At 43.0% G+C, this 19,680-nt stretch carries 12 protein-coding genes; 10 read left to right on the forward strand and 2 right to left on the reverse strand.

The features are described from left to right. The first annotated feature begins 120 nt into the window (after positions 1–120). The gene (locus V7K36_RS10225; protein ID WP_335115397.1) at positions 121–1,995 is read left to right on the forward strand and encodes a pentapeptide repeat-containing protein; all 1,875 of its coding nucleotides are present in this window, start codon (positions 121–123) and stop codon (positions 1,993–1,995) included. A gap of 203 nt (positions 1,996–2,198) precedes the next feature. Here the strand turns inward: V7K36_RS10225 and V7K36_RS10230 are convergent, their stop codons facing one another. Continuing rightward, positions 2,199–2,768 carry a Uma2 family endonuclease gene (locus V7K36_RS10230; RefSeq protein WP_335115481.1) on the reverse strand — a complete coding sequence of 190 codons (570 nt, stop codon included), beginning with the start codon at positions 2,766–2,768 and terminating at the stop codon, positions 2,199–2,201. Between the two features lie 204 nt (positions 2,769–2,972). Here V7K36_RS10230 and V7K36_RS10235 point away from each other — a divergent pair, with 204 nt between their 5' ends. The 7 genes from V7K36_RS10235 (at position 2,973) to V7K36_RS10265 (ending at position 15,561) form a co-directional block, all read left to right on the forward strand. Then, positions 2,973–4,520, forward strand: a complete 1,548-nt coding sequence (locus V7K36_RS10235) for an FAD-binding oxidoreductase (protein ID WP_335115399.1) — start codon at positions 2,973–2,975, stop codon at positions 4,518–4,520. Between the two features lie 22 nt (positions 4,521–4,542). Further along, positions 4,543–5,247 (forward strand): actin-binding WH2 domain-containing protein, encoded by a 705-nt coding sequence (locus V7K36_RS10240; protein ID WP_334947301.1) that lies wholly within the window; start codon positions 4,543–4,545, stop codon positions 5,245–5,247. A gap of 42 nt (positions 5,248–5,289) precedes the next feature. Continuing rightward, positions 5,290–5,997: an actin-binding WH2 domain-containing protein gene (locus V7K36_RS10245; RefSeq protein WP_335115401.1), complete on the forward strand. Its 708-nt coding sequence runs from the start codon at positions 5,290–5,292 to the stop codon at positions 5,995–5,997. 300 nt (positions 5,998–6,297) lie between these two features. After that, positions 6,298–6,702: an NIL domain-containing protein gene (locus V7K36_RS10250; RefSeq protein WP_334832194.1), complete on the forward strand. Its 405-nt coding sequence runs from the start codon at positions 6,298–6,300 to the stop codon at positions 6,700–6,702. A gap of 88 nt (positions 6,703–6,790) precedes the next feature. Continuing rightward, a complete protein-coding gene (locus tag V7K36_RS10255; RefSeq protein WP_335115403.1) occupies positions 6,791–9,658 on the forward strand; it encodes an ATP-binding protein in 2,868 nt (955 codons plus the stop codon). Positions 9,659–9,821: 163 nt separating this feature from the next. Beyond that, positions 9,822–13,268, forward strand: coding sequence for a leucine-rich repeat domain-containing protein (locus V7K36_RS10260; RefSeq protein ID WP_335115405.1), 3,447 nt, complete (start codon positions 9,822–9,824; stop codon positions 13,266–13,268). 190 nt (positions 13,269–13,458) lie between these two features. After that, positions 13,459–15,561, forward strand: coding sequence for a hydantoinase/oxoprolinase family protein (locus tag V7K36_RS10265; protein WP_335115407.1), 2,103 nt, complete (start codon positions 13,459–13,461; stop codon positions 15,559–15,561). A 727-nt stretch (positions 15,562–16,288) separates the two neighbouring features. On the opposite strand, the gene V7K36_RS10270 is transcribed toward V7K36_RS10265, so the two are convergent. Then, the gene (locus tag V7K36_RS10270) at positions 16,289–17,773 is read right to left on the reverse strand and encodes a CIA30 family protein (RefSeq protein ID WP_335115409.1); all 1,485 of its coding nucleotides are present in this window, start codon (positions 17,771–17,773) and stop codon (positions 16,289–16,291) included. 273 nt (positions 17,774–18,046) lie between these two features. Between V7K36_RS10270 and V7K36_RS10275 the strand changes: the two genes are divergently transcribed. Next, entirely contained in the window at positions 18,047–18,556 is a 510-nt protein-coding gene (locus V7K36_RS10275) for a HugZ family pyridoxamine 5'-phosphate oxidase (RefSeq protein WP_335115411.1), read from the forward strand. Positions 18,557–18,715: 159 nt separating this feature from the next. Further along, positions 18,716–19,645 (forward strand): alpha/beta fold hydrolase, encoded by a 930-nt coding sequence (locus V7K36_RS10280; protein ID WP_335115413.1) that lies wholly within the window; start codon positions 18,716–18,718, stop codon positions 19,643–19,645. Positions 19,646–19,680 lie beyond the last annotated feature (35 nt).

Here is a 19,680-nt window from a genome sequence, read left to right on the forward strand (position 1 = left end):
GTTGCACCTTTGAGCCTCAAAGTTGCGGGTTTGAAGCTCAACTAACAAATATATGTAACAATTTCTGAATTTGCAGGGGTGAACGTGTAGTAAAATTTGCTCACCTCTGTAAAGTGGAACATGGCTTTAGACTTCTCCGGTCAAAATCTCCGAGGACGCAACTTCAAAGGTAGACAAGACCTTGCGGGTGCAAACTTTAGCTATGCCGACATCCGAGGGGCAAACTTCAGCAATGCTAATTTAACAGGTGCAAACTTTAGCCATGCCAAAGCTGGACTGCAACGCCGTTGGGCAATTTTCCTAGTCCTTATCTCATTGCTGTTGTCGGGACTTTCAGGATTTTTATGGGTTTTCAACGGCTATTTGGTGTCACAAATATTTGATATTACCAACTTAAATAATCAGATTCGCGCCTGGACTACCCTAATCCTATTAATTGCCTTTTTCTTCGTCACAATTCGCCAAGGAGTAGTAGCTGGTTTCGGAGCCGTCGCCGCAGCCGTCGCCGGCTCCGTCGCCGCAGCCGTCGCCTTCGCCTTCGCCGTCGCCGGACCCGTCGCCGCAGCCGTCGCCTTCGCCGTCGCCTTCGCCTTCGCCGTCGCCGTCGCCGGAACGTTATTTAGTATCAACATCAGTTGGCGAGCCATGAAAGGAGACGAAAAACACTCCTTGGTTCGTAATATTGCGATCGCCTTTGCTGCAACAGGAGGTACAAGTTTTCGTGGCGCTAATTTAACAGGTGCTGATTTCACCCAAGCTACGCTCAAAAGTACAGATTTCCGAAACACTATCCTTATCTGTAGCTGTTGGCATCAAGCCAAAATGCTTGACCGTGTTCGTCCTGGTTTGACTTATCTTCAAAACTCACAAGTATGTCAACTGCTGGTTACAGGACAGGGACAGGACAAAAACTTTGACCGTCAAGACCTCCGAAGGATCAACTTAAAAAAAGCTAACCTAGCAGATGCTAGCTTTATTAGTACTGATCTCAGTGAAGCCAATTTACAAGATGCCGATTTGTCAAGAGCAAAACTGAAGCAAACCCAACTAGACGGCACAGATTTAACAGGTGCAACTCTCACAGGTGCGTTCATCGAAGATTGGGGCATTACAAATACAACTAAATTGCATGGTGCGAGTTGTGAATATGTCTTTATGCGCTTACCCACAAAAAAAGACCCTGACCCTCTCCGCAAACCTGATAATAAACAAGAGGTATTCGAGGATGGGGATTTTGCCGACTTTATCAAGCCAATTTTTGACACCCTCGATTTATATCATAATCAAAGCGTTGACCCCCGCGCTGTGGCGATCGCCTTCAAAAACCTTGCCGAAAAACATCCTGAAGCCGAGTTAGAAATTGTGGCAATGGAGAAACGCGGCGATGATAAAATCTTGCTTAGAGCCAAAACCGCAGCAGGTAGCGATAAATCTCAACTGAGTGCAGAATATTTTGATGATTATAATCAACTCAAAGCTTTGTCGCAGAGTCAGCAATTATTGCTGGTAGAAAAAGATAAGTGGATTATTCGTTTAGAAAATATGATTACAACTGCACTCCAGCAGCCGAATTTTTATACACAAGGAAGTACCATCATGCCTCAAGATAATTCAACCAATATCAGTGCTGGCAGAGATATAAGTGGAGTCATCAACCTGGGTAAGATTAGCGGTGATCTTACCAATACAATTGGGCAATTGGCTGAATCGCCGCAAACTGATAAACCGGGAATCAAAGAATTATTGACGCAGTTACAACAAGCCATTTCACAATCAACAGATTTGCCAGATGAAGAGAAAGCAGAGGCGTTGGAACAGGTGAAGACTTTGGCAGAAGCGGGTAAAAATCCCCAAGAATCGATTAAGCAAAAGACGGCAAAAACGGCAATCACCATGTTGAAAGGGATATTTACAGGCTTACCTGCGATCGCTTCCCTAGTTGAAGCGGGTAATAAATTATTGCCTGCGATTTCTAAATTATTCGGTCTAGGATAATTTATCGCTGTTTTCGTTGAGATGCAATATACCGTAGCGTAGCACAGTATATAGCGGCTTTCAGTTGAGGTGAATACAGACCTAACCCCCAGCCCGTTCCCTGCGAGGGAAGGGGAGTAAGTCTCAAAGCCTCTCTCCTTTTAGGAGAGAGGTTTGGAGAGAGGTCAGAGTATGTTAGATCCTACTATATAGATAAAAAATTTCTAAGCCGTTAATACCTGCTGCGCTGTCAGTGTTAACTCAGGGAAAGTCGGAGAACAGATTTGCTGGTTCTCTGTGAATACTGTTTGGTTATAACTTCCCTGATTTAACAAGCAGACTGTCACCTTTGCTTCCAGAGGATCAACAATCCAGTATTCAGGGATAGAGAAGGCTGCATACTCAAGTGGTTTCTTTTGATAATCTCGCTTCACAGACTCAGCGCTAACCACTTCTACTGTTACTAGTGGTGGTAACTCAAGCACAGCCGATTTACCCTGAATAGATTGTCGCTGTTCTTCAGTCATCACAATTAAGTCAGGAAGGCGGGATTTTTTGACGGAGGTACGAACGCCAGTACCGCTAGGGCGAACTTGCCAGTCTAACCCTAGTCGTTGGATTTCCAGATAGAAGCGAATTAACAAAAAAGTAATGATTGCTTCATGCAAATCTGAGGCTGGAGGCATTTCTCGCAGTACCCCATCCTGAAGTTCATAGCGCTTGTCAGTGCCATCATCGTAGGTGAGATATTCCTCAAAAGTATACAGACGTTCTACAGGTTTGGTCGTGAACATACTCTTGTAATTCGTAATTCGTAATTCGTAATTGCCGATGATCATATAGCGTTTCCTAATGACATGAAGTAAATTATAGCCCCCTCCTCGCTTGCGGGGAGGGGGTTGGGGGTGGGGTTCTTGTACCTCACTCAAGTGAGAACCGCTATATCTAGTTTCTTCATTATCAGGTAGTTTTGGAATGTAGAGTTGAGTTTTTCCAAAATGTCTTTAACTGAAGAAATTCTTTCCCAATTACCAGGCGATGTTTTTGCAGGGTTGCGCCAAGGCGATCGCATCTTAACATCTCTGCGAGAAAACTCCGCACCTATCCCAACGTTAGTTAAAGAAAGTCAACAGCCTTTAGGCGGCGTAGACTTCGATGTAATTATCTGCGGTGGCACCTTGGGCATTTTAATTGGTTGCGCCTTGGCGGTGAAGGGACTGCGGGTGGCGTTGATGGAACGGGGAATTTTGCGGGGGAGGGAACAAGAATGGAATATTTCTCGCAAAGAATTAGATGTGTTTGTGGAATTGAATTTGCTAACAGAGCAGGAATTAGCAAGTGCGATCGCTACTCAATATAACCCAGCACGAGTTAGTTTTGATGGCGGTACGGAAGTTTGGGTAGAGGATGTCTTGAATATCGGCGTAGATCCAGTTTATCTACTGGCTACTTTAAAAACCCGATTTATCGCCGTTGGTGGAAAGTTATTAGAAAATACACCCTTTACCGAAGCGGTAGTTCATCCAGATGGGGTGATGGTAAATAACCAATTCAAAACTCGGTTATTAATCGACGCGATGGGACATCTTTCACCCATCACTCAACAAGCACGCCAAGGCAAAAAACCAGACGCGCTGTGCTTAGTTGTAGGAAGTTGCGCCCAAGGTTTTCCAGAAAATAACTCAGGCGATTTATTATTATCATTCACATCTTTGCAGAATCAATGTCAGTATTTCTGGGAAGCCTTCCCAGCTAGGGATGGCAGAACCACTTACTTGTTTACATACATGGATGCACATCCCCAACGTTTGAGTTTAGAAGCTCTGTTTGAGGAATATCTGCGTCTCTTACCAGAATATCAGGGAGTGGAATTGAGCAAGCTAAAATTTCAACGGGCGCTATTTGGTTTCTTTCCCACCTATCGCCAAAGTCCACTAAAAACCCCTTGGAATCGCATTCTAACAGTGGGAGATAGCAGTGGAAGTCAATCTCCCTTGAGTTTTGGTGGTTTTGGGGCAATGGTGCGTCACCTGAAGCGTTTAACATTTGGTATTTACGAAGCGCTGGAAACGGAACAATTATCTGCAAAAGCGATCGCATTGCTGCAACCCTATCAGCCAAGTTTGACTGTTACTTGGTTGTTTCAAAGGGCGATGAGTGTTGGTGTAAATCAGAAAATTGCTCCAGATCAAATTAACCAACTACTCTCGGCGGTATTTCAGGAAATGCAAAAGTTGGGTACACCAGTGCTAAAACCATTTTTACAGGATATAGTACAGTTTTCGGCACTAACGCAAACACTGTTAAAAACTGGTTTATTTCATCCGGGATTAGTTGCCAAGATAATTCCGCAAGTAGGTTTAGGAAGTTTGTTAGATTGGCTGGTGCATTACGGGAATTTAGGTGTATATACTGCCTTGTTTTGGTTGACTCCAATGTTAGAAATATGGATTAAGAATCAACCAAATGAACAACAATATTATTGGCATCGTTTGATTGATGCCTGGAAGTATGGTTCTGGCGGTGATTACTCAGATGAAACTTGAATAATATCTGGATGAGGATAACATGATTGAACGGAAATCTTTAGGAATAAAATACTTTGCAGTATTGATTGGATTCCTGCGCGATCGCCCAAGTTTTCTAGAGGAAGTTCGCCAAGGTACAAGATTACCAACTAAAATCATTTCTCTGCTGGTTTGCAGTTCCTTATTTCTCGCGGCTTATGGCGGAATCATTGGTGCATACCATAGTTGGATGCAAGCTATATCTTCCGCCATTAAACTCCCAGCCCTTTATTTAATCACACTGCTGATTTGTATCCCGACGTTGTTCTTTGCTAACATTATTTTTGGTTCAAAGCGGACTTTTGCACAGCATTTAGCATTAGTATTGACTGCGGTTTCAGTCACGAGCGTACTTTTATTTAGCTTTGCACCAATCACACTGTTTTTCTTAATTACCACCAATAATTACCAATTTTTAATTCTGTTAAATGTCTTTATCTTTGCATTGACTGGATTTATTGGTGTCTCGTCTTTATATCACGCCACGAGTTTAGTTTTAGAACAAGATAATGAAGGTAGTAAGACACGCCAAAAGATTTTACAATTTTGGCTATTTCTTTACGCTTTCGTCGGTAGTCAGTTAGGATGGACTCTCAGACCGTTTTTTGGTACACCTGGTTCTGCCTTTGAACTGTTCCGCGAAAGAGAAGGTAATTTCTATTTAAGCGTCATTAAATCTATTAGTTATCTTTTGGGAATCCGTTAATTAGTCATTAGTAATTTAACAAAATATCCAATATATAAAATTATGCTGAAAAAACAAAATCACAGAATTCAACAGATTGGTGTTTTAGTTAATTTATTGCGCGATCGTCAGGCTTTCTTAGAAGAAATTCGTCACGGAATAAGATTACAAAATAAAATCAGTTCTTTATTCGTAACTAGTTCCATTTTCTTTGCCATCTATGGCGCAATTATCGGTGCATCTCACAGTTGGGCACAAGCATTATCTGGTGCTATTAAACTTCCGCTATTTTATTTATTAACACTGATTATCTGTTTTCCAACTTTGTTCTTTTTTAATGTTTTGTTTGGTTCGCGGAGCAGTATTCAACAGCATTTTGTTGTGTTGCTCACATCTGTATCAGTGATTAGTGTACTTTTATTTAGCTTGGCGCCAGTTACGCTATTTTTTCTGATCACTACACCCGATTCTTATCAATTTTTTAAACTGTTGAATGTGTTAATTTTTGGCATTACAGGCATCTTTGGCGTTAAATTCCTCTATGAAGGAATGCAATTACTTTCTCAACAAGATGAAGTTGGCAAAAAAACCCGCACTACTATTTTAAGATCCTGGTTATTGCTTTATGCTTTTGTAGGTATGCAGTTAGGATGGTTTCTCAGACCGTTTTTTGGTGCCCCTGACTCTAAATTTGAATTGTTTCGGGCGGTGAAAGGCAACTTCTATCTGGATATTGTAACGGCGATTTCCGAAATTTTAGGTTTGCGTTAATCTAAGATTTATCGCCATTTTTAATCCGGTGAGGTACAGGTATGCAAACAGACCTAACCCCCTTCCCGCTTCGGGAAGGGGGAAAAATTCAAAGCCTCTCTCCTTTTAGGAGAGAGGTCAAAATTGTACCTCACGCTTGTCGAGAACCGCTATATATGTGTTTAGACTTACGCAAAACTACACGCTGTAGGAGCAATTCATGAATTGCCGCTACCTAAAAATAAGGGTTTCGGCCATTATTTGCGTCAAACCTGTGTATTTTAGATTACGCTACAACAGAAAAACCCCTCTACTAAACCTGTGAAAAAACGAGTAACACTCACCTTCCCAAAACGCGCCGTGCAAATGCCAGTAACTTACGTACTGGCCAAAGAGTTCAACGTCGCCGCCAATATTATCCGCGCCCAAGTTGCCCCAAATCAAATTGGCAAACTGGTAGTAGAACTAGCGGGAGATATTGATCAATTAGATGCAGCAATCGAGTGGATGCGATCGCGCCATGTTAACGTTTCTTATACATTAGGCGAAATTGCGATCGACGAGGATGTGTGTGTCCACTGTGGCTTGTGTACTGGGGTTTGTCCTACCGAAGCTCTCACCCTTCACCCAGAGACACACAAGTTGACATTCACGCGATCGCGCTGTATCGTCTGCGAACAGTGTATCCCCACCTGTCCCGTACAGGCAATCTCTACTAACCTTTAATGCAATCAAGTCTTTGTTCAGAACATTAAGGAGATGGGAACTATAGCTAATAAGCTTAATTACAATATCCCATCCAGCACTGCTAATCATGTCCCATTCTGCTGATGCCACTTTGGGCGAATCTTCATACCCTCGCTTGACTAGAAGCCTGAGTGCTGTTGAAAGTTGGGGCTTTGGTTTGACAGCTCATATTTCCTGGACAGCATTGGTTCCAGCAATTCATGCTGCTCTTGGTTCCCAAGCTATTTTTGTCTGGATACCTGCGGTAATTTTTGGAATGCTGCTTAACTATCAGGTAAAACGCTTGGGTATGCATTTTATAAATGTGGCTGGAGGAACACCTAACTATGCTACCAAGCTGCTGCAAAACTACCCCGGACTAGCTCGCTATGCCGCAATTGGATACCTCCTCAATTGGGTTTCCTACTTAGCAGTTAATACGATAGTACTCAGAGATTTAATTAAGGTGAATTTGGAGGCGTTGGGTATTACCTGTCCAGAAATATTCCTAGATATTGGCTTTACAGTATTGCCGTTTATTGTGGCGTTTAGTGGTACTCGCGCCCTGAGTATTTTACATTTGTTTTTTGTAATTCCAGCCTTTGGACTGCTAATCACCTTCTGTGTGCAAGGTCTAGGCTGGTTAGCGTTTTCTGATGTTAGTCCGGGGTTTTTTCCTAGCAATTCGTCCTCTTTGGGCTTCGTAGATTGGACAAAATGGTTCTTTTTCGTCACCTATGCAACTTACAGCTGTGAAACAGCTTCTTCCTTTGTCGCCGATAGCCGCCATCCCACTCAGACGCTGCGCTTTCTAGATGTTGCAGCTTGGATGATGCCACCCATCTTTTTGGGGGGGTCTTGGGTAGTGATGCGGTTAGCAACAGATTCAAACCTCAAAGACAATGCTTTTCTGAATCTTGTGGCAGCTTCCCAGCCCTTTTGGGGAAAATCAGCTGCTGTAAGTGTTTCCTTTTTGCTAGTAGCTGCTTGTCTACTAGGTTCGGCAACGGTCGTTTCTAATTGCCCGCGAATTTTGTATCAGCTGGCTTTAGATAACCACATTTCATCAGTATTTTCCGTTGTATCACGCCGGGGTGTGTTTGTCCCAGCTTTGACCTTGACACTGGTGTTGTGCTTGGTCTATCTGATTTGGGGAGATGTAGCGCGAATTGTGGCTATTGGTAACATCGGGTGGTTTGTCTGCTTTATGTTATTCCATTTAGGGCTTTGGCTGCGGCGCGATCGGCCGGAAGTTTTGTTTGGTCGCATATCTCTAGGCATTCTGCTGTTAGAAGTTGTGGTGCTGGTGGTGGGCGGACTTGCTTGGGGTTGGCTCAACTTGCTAATTGGGCTATTATTTCCCATTGGTGTGATGGGAATAGATGCAGTGATTCGTCGCGTGGCCTTCCCGCCATTCCATCGTAGTTGGTGGATGCGGCGATATCGCACGCGCCCTGTGGTAATTATCAAAGACTCAGTAATTCTTCAGGTGTTCATCTTGATTTTTTTACTGTGCAGCGCAGTGGGTATTGGCTGGTTATTTGGTGTCAAACTTAACAAAGTTACAACTGCGGCGGGTGAAAATCTATTTGTGGTGCTACTGATGAGTGTGGCATTTGTGGGAGTAGCGATCGCTTGTTGGACAAGTTTACCGCAAGTAGTGGCGATCGCAGAAGCACGAGAAGCCGCCGAACACCTGTTTACTGTCGCCCAGGATGGTATTTTAGTCGTGGATGATCGAGGCATTATCCAGCAGGCTAATCCAGCCACTGAATCTTTTTTTGGTGTCAACCCCTCCGAGTTGCTAGGAAATCACCTCAACAAATGGCTACCTGCATTAGTCTACTATCCAGACCAGTGGACAAAGCGCAGCGAACAAGCTCTACTCCGCAACGGCAAAAACAAAATCCTGGAAGTTTCCATTTCAGACCGACCCCATCAGGATTTTCAGGAGTATGTCGTCATTCTCCACGACATTACCCAGCGCAAACAAGCAGAAGAGATATTGCGACACTCTGAAGCAGAATTGCGCCAAGAGGCAAAGCATCTAGCATCTCAACTAGTGCAGAGTGAAAAAATGTCCGGCTTAGGGCAGTTGGTAGCAGGTGTAGCGCACGAAATCAACAACCCAGTTAACTTTATCTATGGCAATATCACTTTTGCCAATCAATATATCCAAGATTTACTTAGTTTGTTGCAATTATATCAGCAAAACTATCCTAATCCAGTAACTAAAATTCAAGAAAAAACAGAAGCCATAGACTTAAATTTCCTGATAGCAGACTTGCCAAACTTGCTAACTTCTATGACAGTTGGTGCTGAAAGAATCATAGAAATAGTCTTATCTCTACGAAACTTTTCTCGCTTAGATGAAGCAGAGATGAAAGCTGTGAATATCCATGAGGGTATTAATAGTACGTTGATGATTCTGGAACATCGCCTCAAGCCTAAATCTGACTATCTAGCAATTGAGGTCATCAAAGAGTACGGCGATCTACCATTAGTAGAATGTTATGCTGGACAACTGAATCAGGTATTTATGAATCTTCTGGCAAATGCGATCGATGCAATTGAAGAGTCATTAGTCATTAGTCATCCGTCATTTGGACAAGACAAAGACAGAAGTCTGAGTGGAAGCTTCCGACCATCAGAACTTCTCGTAGGGGAGACGCTATGCAAACGGGGACAAATTCAGATTCATACTCAACTCATCAGCGAAAAGCAAGTAGTTATTCGCATTGCTGATAATGGTTTAGGCATTCCAGAAAACGTACAACAACAGTTGTTTGAACCATTCTTTACTACTAAACCAGTTGGGAAAGGTACGGGGTTAGGTTTATCTATTAGTTATCAGATTATCACCCAAAAACATCAGGGAAAATTACAATGTATTTCTGCTCCTGGACAAGGTACAGAATTTGTAATTGTAATTCCGCTAAACCAGCAAACTATTTAATTGTCAACATCATCTAACCTAGTAAAATTTTTACCCTTGGCGTTGCTTCCTGTTTATTAGAATGTTAGGCTGAGATTTTCTGGCTAAACCACCTGTATAGGCTGTTACCCAGAAAAAGTCTGGCTATTACTCCGATTTTGATTGTGATAAAAAGGATTTGGTCATGGCACGAGATAAAACTTATCGGGAAGCAGAGCAGCGGATTAAAAAGGCGCGGCAAGAGGGAGCAATAGAACTTGATCTCAGCGAGATGAAACTCACTGAGATACCAGAGGTGATCGCATCCCTGACTCAGTTGCAACAGCTTAACCTCTCCGGTAACAAACTGACAGCACTGCCAGAGGCGATCGCATCCCTGACCCAGTTGCAAACGCTTAACCTCTCCAGCAATCAATTGACCCAACTGCCAGAGGCGATCGCATCCTTGACCCAGTTGCAAGAGCTTGACCTCTCCAATAACCAATTGACCCAACTGCCAGAGGCGATCGCATCCTTGACCCAGTTGCAAAATCTTGACCTCTCTAACAACGAACTGATGGAACTGCCAGAGGCAATCGCATCTCTCATTCAGTTGCAAACGCTTAACCTCTCCGACAACCAATTGACGCAACTGCCAGAGGCGATCGCATCCCTGACCCAGTTGCAACAGCTTTATCTCTCCAGCAACCAACTGACGGCACTACCAGAGTCACTGGGTTCTCTGATGCAGTTAAGTGAGTTGCAGCTTGGCTATAACAGATTGACTTTATTGCCAGAGCCAATAGGTAGGCTTCAGAAGCTAAAAGTATTAGTCATAGGCGGAAACAATTTTGGTGAACTTCCCCAAATTCTGAGGAGATTGACACAGTTAGAAGAACTTTTTGTTTGGAAAACTAATTTGACTACCATCCCTACATGGATTAGCGAATTGGAGTCTCTTACAAACCTAGCTATCCATGTTAATCAAATCGAAGAATTACCAGAATCACTTGGACAACTTCGGAATTTGAAAACGCTTTCTTTGGGTCTTCTAGGTCTTGGCGGTAATCCGCTGAGTAGATTTCCATCATTTATCTGCCATCTACAGCAGCTTGAAAAACTCAAAGCGGTTCAGTGTGAGTTAAACTTGTTACCTGATTGGTTGGGCAACCTGAAAAAAATACAAGAAATTGACTTGACAAGTAACTACATAACCGATTTACCAGTTTCTTTAGGTCAGCTTCCTCATCTAGAAAAACTCGCCCTGAATGATAATTCTCTCAACCCCGATCTTGCTGCTGCTTACGAACAAGGCACTGAAGCAGTCTTGCAATACCTGCGGGCAAAGGCAGAGGCACTGGTGACACTGAATGAAGCCAAGCTGATTCTAATTGGTGAGGGTGAGGTGGGCAAGAGTTGTCTGTTGGGTGCATTGCGAGGGGATGAATGGGAGGATGACCGCCCCACGACTCACGGAATTGAGATTAAGCCTGTAATCGTCACTGATCCTGACAATGGCACAGAAATCACGTTGAATGGTTGGGATTTTGGTGGTCAACGGGTTTATCGACCGACGCACCAGTTGTTTTTCAGTGCGCCAGCCGTATATCTGGTGATCTGGAAACCACGGGAAGGCCCCCAGCAAGGCTTTGTCAAAGAGTGGATTACGCTGATCAAGAATCGGGAACCGGAGGCAAAGGTGTTGGTAGTTGCAACTCACGGTGGCCCCGGACAGCGACAACCGGATATTGACAGACAAGAAATTCTGGATCAATTCGGCAAAGATACAGTAATCGATTTCTTCCATGTAAACAGCAAACCCAGTGAGGATACGACGCATTGCACTGGACTTGCAGAATTGAAAGATACTATTGCTCGTGTCGCTGCATCTCTTCCCGAAATGGGGCGATCCGTTCCAGCAAAGTGGCAGCAGGTGCGGGAAACTTTACAGACAAGCGATAAAGCCTATCTGCCCTATGATGATGTCATTGCCATCTGTGCTGAACAGGGAATCGATAAGGAGCAAGCAGAACTGTTTCTTCGCATCTCCCATAGACTAGGGCATTTCATCCATTACCATTACGACCCAACACTGCGCGATATCGTCATCCTCAAACCCGACTGGCTGGCAAAGGCGATCAGCTTTGTGCTGGATGATGGAATGACACGCAAACGCAACGGTTTAGTGGAATTTGAGCATCTCAGCCAGTTGTGGAGCCATCCGCCATTTGCAGGCGAAGAAGGCTACCCCTCAAAATTGCATCCAATCTTTCTGCGGCTGATGGAACGCTTTGATCTGTCCTATAAAGTGGTGTTCGATCAGTCAGAACCTAGCAATACCACCCTGATTGCTCAACTCGTTCCCGACACACGCCCGGAGCCATTGCCCAATTGGGGAGAGCAACCGGAAGACGGAGATAGGCAACAGGTGCAAATTTGCCGCATTGTGGACAGTCGCGGACAGTTTGCAGTGGCAGAAGGATTATTTTACCAATTGATTGTTAGGTTGCACAAATACTCACTGGGGCGGGCGAATTACGAAGACAGCATCCACTGGCAACGGGGCTTAATGCTTGACAATGACTACAACGGTCGGGCATTACTGGAGTATGTTGGCACCGATGTAAAAATCACAGTGCGGGCAGCTTATCCTGAACGGTTCTTGTCTTATCTTACGGAAGAGATTAAATGGCTAGTTGAAAACTTCTGGGAAGGATTGCGTTGTAACGTCATGGTTTCTTGTGTTGCGCCTTGCGGCATGAATACACCTGGAAACGGACTATTTGAGGTAGAGAAACTAATTAAGAGTAAAAAGAAGAATCGGGATGAGTTTCTCTGTACAGTTTCAGGATGTGATGAATGGCAAAACATTGATTGTTTGCTAAATAACGCACCCACGACTCCGCCACCATCCCAAGCAATCGGCATTGAGCAGTTCCGATACATTGTAAAAGACGAGCTAAACGTTATTCGCAAAGATTTGGTTATCTTAGATCGTCGAGATCAAGCGCGCTTTCAGTCATTGTCTCAGGAGCAGCGCACCATTTTAAGCCAGGTCGATCACCAGTTTGCAGTGCTGATGCAGATGCTGACCGATGAAGCGAAAGATGGCCCGCGCCTGTTTAGCTTTAAGCCTGTTGATCCGAAATTTTTCGATCGCCCCAAATGGATTAGTGCCAAATTTCAACTCACCCTCTGGTGCGAACATGCACGTCAGCCACTTCCAGCCTTAAATCCCAACGATAAGAAAAAGGGGGTCTATGAATTAGACTTGCAGCGTGAGTGGTTCACCAAGGCAGTCCCCTATCTCAGAATTTTGACTGGAACCCTGAGCCTAGTCTTGCCTGTAGCAGCTTCAACAACTAAATTCATACTGGATGACACCACCTACAAAGCCATTGAAGAACAACTCGATCTCGGACAAAAAAGTATCGAGTCTACCTTGAAGGGAAGTGATATGGCTTTGGCTGGGAAGTCCAAGAGCGATGCCTCCTTCTTGGAAGGTGATGCAATCCGCGCCCAAGGCTCGATTTTGCGAGAATTGCACGCCCTTCTGAAAGAAAAAGATCCTAGTTTTGGTGGTCTAGTGCGGGTGCAAAACAAACGCCGTGAATTTTTGTGGGTTCATCCTCAATTTGTAGATGAGTATTAATTTTGGGGATGAACTTTTTTGATATCGATTTGGACTTTGACTATACTTTAATCATCTGTGCGTTGGATACAAAAACCAAGTTTTTCACAAACTTTTTGCATGGCATAATTGTCATGAAATTAAAGACCAAGTAGAGCAAGCATTAGTTTAATTTGGGCTAATTTTTCATGATTATACAGGAAATAGAGTAATGTTGAAGGTTTTTGCTGACCGTGGTGGTACATTCACAGATATTGTTGCTGTTACTGATAATCAGGACATTATAAACAAACTATCAAGATATCCTGAACGTTTTTTAATTGTTACTCTGCCTAATCAGCAATGGATTATAGTCTACAAACTACTTTCAGAAAATCCCGAACAATATCAAGATGCAGCAATCCAAGGTATACGGGATATCATGGGTATTTCCAGCAACGAACCCATTCCTACTGAAGCAATAGAAGTGGTTAAAATGGGGACAACAGTAGCAACAAATGCGCTGCTAGAACGGAAAGGCGATCGCGTCGTTCTTCTGATTACCAAAGGCTTTAAAGATGCGCTGCGAATTGGCTACCAAAACCGTCCTCACATCTTTGCCCGTCATATCGTTTTACCAGCTATGCTTTATGAACAAGTAATTGAGATTGATGAACGTTATGATGCTCATGGAAATGAATTAATCCCGATAAATATTGAACAGGTTACAAACGACTTACAAGAAGTTTACAACAGAGGAATTCAGAGTTGTGCTATTGTTTTTATGCACAGCGATCGCTATCATGACCACGAACAACAAATAGCCAAACTTGCTCTAAAAATCGGCTTTACTCAAATATCTGTATCCCATCAAGTTAGTCCGTTAATAAAGTTGGTCAGCCGAGGAGATACAACAGTAGTCGATGCTTATTTAACTCCTATTCTACGTCGCTATGTCAACCAAGTAGCGAGTCAGTTACCTGGAGTCAAATTAATGTTCATGAAATCTGATGGAGGTTTAGTTGCAGCCCAACAATTTCAAGGCAAGGATAGTATTTTGAGTGGTTCGGCTGGCGGTATTGTCGGCGCAATTCAAACTAGTAAAAGGGCTGGTTTTGAGTTAGTTATTACCTTTGATATGGGAGGGACAAGTACAGATGTCGCCCACTTTAAAGGAGAGTATGAACGACAACTAGATTCGGAAATTGCTGGGGCGCGGATGCGAGTTCCTGTATTAGCAATTAATACCATTGCTGCTGGAGGCGGTTCAATTCTCTTTTTTGATAGTTCTAGTTATCGTGTTGGATTTAAATCTGCTGGTTCAAATCCTGGCCCTGCTTGTTACCGACGCGGGGGACCATTAACGGTTACTGATGCCAATGTGATGTTAGGCAAAATCCACCCCCAATATTTTCCCTCAATTTTTGGAATGGATGGCAATTTACCTTTAGATAAAGATACTGTCATTCAGCAATTTACACAATTAGCCGCAGACATTCAAGCCGCTACATTAAATCATTCTACTCCCGAACAAGTAGCGGCTGGATTTATGGCGATCGCAGTGGAAAATATGGCGAATGCAATTAAAAAAATCAGTCTGCAACGGGGTTATGATGTCAGCCAATATGTGCTTTGTTGTTTTGGTGGCGCAGGTGGGCAAGTTGCTTGTTTAATTGCCGACACTTTGGGAATGGAAAAGATATTTTTACATCCTTATGCTGGTGTTCTTTCTGCTTATGGAATGGGATTAGCTGATGTGCGGGCAATTAGAGAAGGGGGAGTAGAACAGCCTCTGACTCAAGCATTAATTCCTAAATTACACCAGTTAATGCAATATTTAGAAACTCAAGCTAGAAGTGAAATAGATCAAGTGCGTAGTCAAGTAGAAATAGTCCAAAAAGTTAACTTAAAATATCAGGGAACTAACTCTACATTGACCGTTGATTTGACTGGTGAAGTAGCAATGATGCGGCAAGACTTTGAGGCTGAACATAAATCCCGTTATGGTTTTATTCAATTAGAGAAAACCCTAATTGTTGAATCCGCCTCAGTAGAAGTTATTCAGAAGATGGAGACTCCCGAAGAACCTTTAATTATTCGTACTCGCCCTTTAGATAAACCTCCTACATCTATTGAGATTGTAAGAATATTTAGTAATAATAGATGGCATGATACTCCTCTTTATCGACGAGAAGATTTACAACCAGAAGATAATATTAATGGTCCTGCGATCGTTGTCGAAAAAATTAGCACGATTGTAGTGGAACCTAACTGGGAAGCAAGATTAACTGAACGTAATCATTTAATTTTGCAACGTCTTGTATCTAAGGGTTGACCAAAGTTGTTTCAATACGGTTCGGTTAAGGTGTTTATTCCTCGAAGATCCCCCCAACCCCCCTTAAAAAGCTTGTCATTACCCACATTTTCGTAATAGTCAAGGTGTCGCACAGACAGGCAATCCCGCCCAGAACTTAAGTTCTGGGCTGATAGCTCAAGTCCACTTAAGTGGACTGAAATTTTCCCTTTCACAGAGTTTACCTATCCACATCGCTTAAAATCTTATATTTAGTCCTCTTCAGAGGACTTGAGCTATTAGCCTCGGAATTTATTCCCAGGCGAGTTAGCAACGAAGCGGAAGATTTAAAAAATGTTGGTAATGATAAGCCTTAAAAAGAGGGGCTTATAACCCAATATAGCTTAGTTAAGGATAATTGTAGGTTGGGTTAAAGGTCGTGAAACCCAACAAATGCCCGAAAATGTTGGGTTTCGTTCCTCAACCCAACCTACGCAATATATTTTTTGGGCTTATCTGAACCGTATTGGCTTATAACCATCTTTTACCCCCTTTTTGAGGGGGTCGCCGTAGGCGGAGGGATCTTAACCGAACCGTATTGGGAGTTGTTTTGCTACCGCGAAAAATAGGTATGCAAACAGACCTAACCCCCTAACCCCCTTCCCGCTTCGGGAAGGGGGAAAAATTCAAAGCCTCTCTCCTTTTAGGAGAGAGGTCAAAATTGTACCTCACGCTTGTCGAGAACCACTATAAGTCGTAGGAGCTTCACTTATTTATCCTGTTCTAAGTGAGAAAATAGCTTCTGCCAATCGATAGAGTTAAGAGTATTATCTCCCTGTTTTACCTCAAAGGTGACATTAGAAGCGATCGCTAGTTTTAAGGCTTGCACACAAAGTTCTGCCACATCCTCACGGCTGATTTTGCCCCTAATATTATCGCCTTGCTCAAATATTAATTCCTTACCCCCTGGTTCTTCAGTTAAAGCACAAGGTCTAATAATCGTATAAGGAATTCCGCTTTCTCTTAAACTATCTTCTCCCTTCAACTTCCAAGTTAAAATTCCTCCCAATTGATCATTTAATTTCACTGCTGGCGGTTCTTCATCTAAATTAATGCCGGGGCGTCCGGGACGAGTCACACCTGCTGAACTGACGAGGATAAATTGTGGTAAAGTTGTCCCGCCGTCAGCTTTAATTGATTCCAACTCCAAAGCAAAACCACCGGCAGAAAATTTGGGATTCAAAGCCCCATCATATTCAAATTTGCTCAACATCAGTTGGAATGAACAAACTCTATTCTGCTCAATTGGCGGCGCATCTTTGACAAGTTTTGCCCGAAAGACGGGAACCAAATCTGCAAAAGGAATGTGAACATCTATCCAAGTATTAGCTACGGTATCGAAAGAATAGCTGTAGCCAATGCCATCCCATTTTGTATCTGTCCGTAGAAATATTTTATAACGCTGACCGTCACCTTTGACGCGCAATTTCACACCTTCATAACCAGATAAGTTGAAGGGTGGATCAAAATTTTTGGTTCTGATAGAAGCAAATCCGCCAGAGTTAGCGGTGGAGACATTACCAGCAAACAAAGCTGTATTTTCCCCTAATTGGATATTACTGGCACTCACGCCACCCATGACGACATCATCCAGCGCTCCCCAGTTATCTTTTAATTCTGCTGATGGCTTTGTGAAATCAAATATCGGTTTTTCGTTTGCTTGGGGTAAATATTTTGCGGCGGCTTGGACTAAGTTTTTAACACCTTGATATTCTACATTTTCTGGAGTATCGCCAACAATTTCTGGTTGGTAGAATTTAACACCTTGATAATATTTGGCTCTATCTGCTGTGTCTCCCTCAACTGGTTGCACGCGCACTGCTGTGCAACAAACTACAGCTTGGATATCAGCCATAACTAAAGGAGTTAAAGTTTCTGGTTTGGTGATATCCGCAACTACCAAGTCTATATCATTACCAAGAATTGACCGCGCTTTGTCAATGTCTCGAACTAGGGCGCGAACTTTATAACCCTGTTCGAGCGATCGCCTTACCACTCGTTTACCTACACCACCTGTTGCACCTGCTACTAATATTACACCCACGTTTCTTCCTCCATTGGGTCTATCTTGATTATCCTTAGGACGACCTTGGATTAACTGCTGTAGACAGTTAAGAAAAGGAATTACCTCAAAGTAAGTCAGGGTTTCGATAAACCTGCCTAAATCCCATTGAGAACGATTTTTGTCAGTCACATTTGCGTCCTCACAACTTTCTTCAGTTTAGCCCAATGTCTGTTTCTCCAAATCCTCCGGTACTCATAACTTGGATAATCCTGAGTTGCTTTAATTAGGGGAAAGGAGATACCTGTAACCGATCACCTGTTACCTATTCCCTTCAATGAGGGGGACTAGCTACAATTAAACCAAATCTTTGGCATTTCATTCGCCAGCTACGCCCGTCGTCGATATCGCTCAATCACGTTAGGATACTTAATTAGGTATTCCTAATCAAACGGTAATTTACTTATGAGTCAACTTGAAAACATTCAAGCTGAGTACGAAAAGTTTCCTGAAGCATTTGAGAGTGTAATCATTAGCACTGTGAGCGCACAGGCAATACCCAATGCTAGTTATGCTCCATTTGTAATCGATGATTCCAAGAATATCTACATTTACGTCAGTGGTCTTTCAACTCATACCAAAAATCTCTATGCCAATCCTCATGTTAGTGTCTTGTTTATCGAGGATGAAGCCAAGAGTAATCTAATTTTTGCCCGTCGTCGTCTGAGTTTTGATTGTACGGGAACTTTGATAGAGCGTGAAACTGACGAGTGGAATCAAATTGTTGAGCAATTTCAAGGGCGCTTTGGTCAAATTATCGAGGTTTTGCGCGGCTTGTCTGACTTTCGGATTTTCCAGCTAACTCCGAGTGAAGGTCGTTTTGTAGTTGGTTTTGGGGGAGCTTATCACATCAGTAGTGACAACCTCCATCAACTTGTTCAGATCACAGGAGATAGTGACCAAAAACAAGGATGAATTATGAATTATAAATTAGTTTGACTATATGTAAATTAAATATCAAACAGCTTGGGAGAGAAAAACTTTACTTACTCCCAGATTTATCGGTAAGCTTTACTTTATACTTCGTAAGTTTGCCTTCGGGTAAAATGCCATTAAACTAAACTTTTGAATTTTATGCTTCAGTTTCAACCTCCTGGCTTTGGACATAAAATTATCCATACATCCTTGGGGGCAATGGTTTACTATACCCAAACAAATGCACCTTGGGCGTTGCCTGCGGCGGTCACTGAGCCAAGTCGAAGTGCGAGCGGAGCGATCGCTGATACTGAAGATATACGCCCATTACTGTTTCTCCATAACTTTGGTGGTGGGGCGTCTGCATACGAATGGTCTAAAGTTTACCCGGCTTTTGCCTCTAATTACCACATTTTAGCCCCCGATCTCATCGGCTGGGGAGAATCGGCTCATCCAGTCCGGGATTATAAAATTAGGGATTATCTCAGCACGATCGCAGAGTTTATCATCCAAACTTGTCGCCAGCCGGTGACGGTGGTAGCCTCGTCTCTAACAGCCGCTTTTGCTATCCGCCTAGCTATTGTTCAACCCAATTTATTCAAAGCACTATTTTTGGTGTCCCCCTCTGGATTTGATGATTTTGGAGAGGGTGCTGGACGCAGACTTCCGCTTTCGGTGATCAATACGCCTCTGTTGGACAATTTTATTTATATGCTTGGTGCTGAAAATGAAATTGCAGTCCGAAATTTTTTACAAAGTTTTTTGTTTGCTAAGTCACAACGAGTATCCCAAGAGATGGTGGAGGCTTATTTAACCTCTGCACACCAGCCTAATGCCAAATTTGCCGCCTTGGCATTTTTGCGGGGCGATCTTTACTTTGATCTGAGTTTATATATTCAGCAACTGACAATTCCCACTGTGATGTTTTGGGGAGAAAAGGCACAATTTACCAAGATCAAATTAGGACGACGATTGGCAAATTTAAATCCCAGGGCAATTCAAGATTTTTATGCGATCGCAGATGCCGGAATTTTACCTCATTTGGAAATACCAGAAGTTTTTATTGGTCTATTGCAACGGTTTCTTTAGGAGAGACGCGATTAATCGCGTCTGTACAGGAGTTA

Origin of the sequence: Nostoc sp., assembly GCF_036919555.1 — a bacterium.
Taxonomy (GTDB): domain Bacteria; phylum Cyanobacteriota; class Cyanobacteriia; order Cyanobacteriales; family Nostocaceae; genus Nostoc.

Excerpts from the sequence above, each read along its gene's own strand:
- V7K36_RS10225 (WP_335115397.1), top strand. The coding sequence starts at position 121 with ATGGCTTTAGACTTCTCCGGTCAAAATCTCCGAGGACGCAACTTCAAA.
- V7K36_RS10230 (WP_335115481.1), bottom strand. The coding sequence starts at position 2,768 with ATGTTCACGACCAAACCTGTAGAACGTCTGTATACTTTTGAGGAATAT.
- V7K36_RS10235 (WP_335115399.1), top strand. The coding sequence starts at position 2,973 with ATGTCTTTAACTGAAGAAATTCTTTCCCAATTACCAGGCGATGTTTTT.
- V7K36_RS10240 (WP_334947301.1), top strand. The coding sequence starts at position 4,543 with ATGATTGAACGGAAATCTTTAGGAATAAAATACTTTGCAGTATTGATT.
- V7K36_RS10245 (WP_335115401.1), top strand. The coding sequence starts at position 5,290 with ATGCTGAAAAAACAAAATCACAGAATTCAACAGATTGGTGTTTTAGTT.
- V7K36_RS10255 (WP_335115403.1), top strand. The coding sequence starts at position 6,791 with ATGTCCCATTCTGCTGATGCCACTTTGGGCGAATCTTCATACCCTCGC.
- V7K36_RS10260 (WP_335115405.1), top strand. The coding sequence starts at position 9,822 with ATGGCACGAGATAAAACTTATCGGGAAGCAGAGCAGCGGATTAAAAAG.
- V7K36_RS10265 (WP_335115407.1), top strand. The coding sequence starts at position 13,459 with ATGTTGAAGGTTTTTGCTGACCGTGGTGGTACATTCACAGATATTGTT.
- V7K36_RS10275 (WP_335115411.1), top strand. The coding sequence starts at position 18,047 with ATGAGTCAACTTGAAAACATTCAAGCTGAGTACGAAAAGTTTCCTGAA.
- V7K36_RS10280 (WP_335115413.1), top strand. The coding sequence starts at position 18,716 with ATGCTTCAGTTTCAACCTCCTGGCTTTGGACATAAAATTATCCATACA.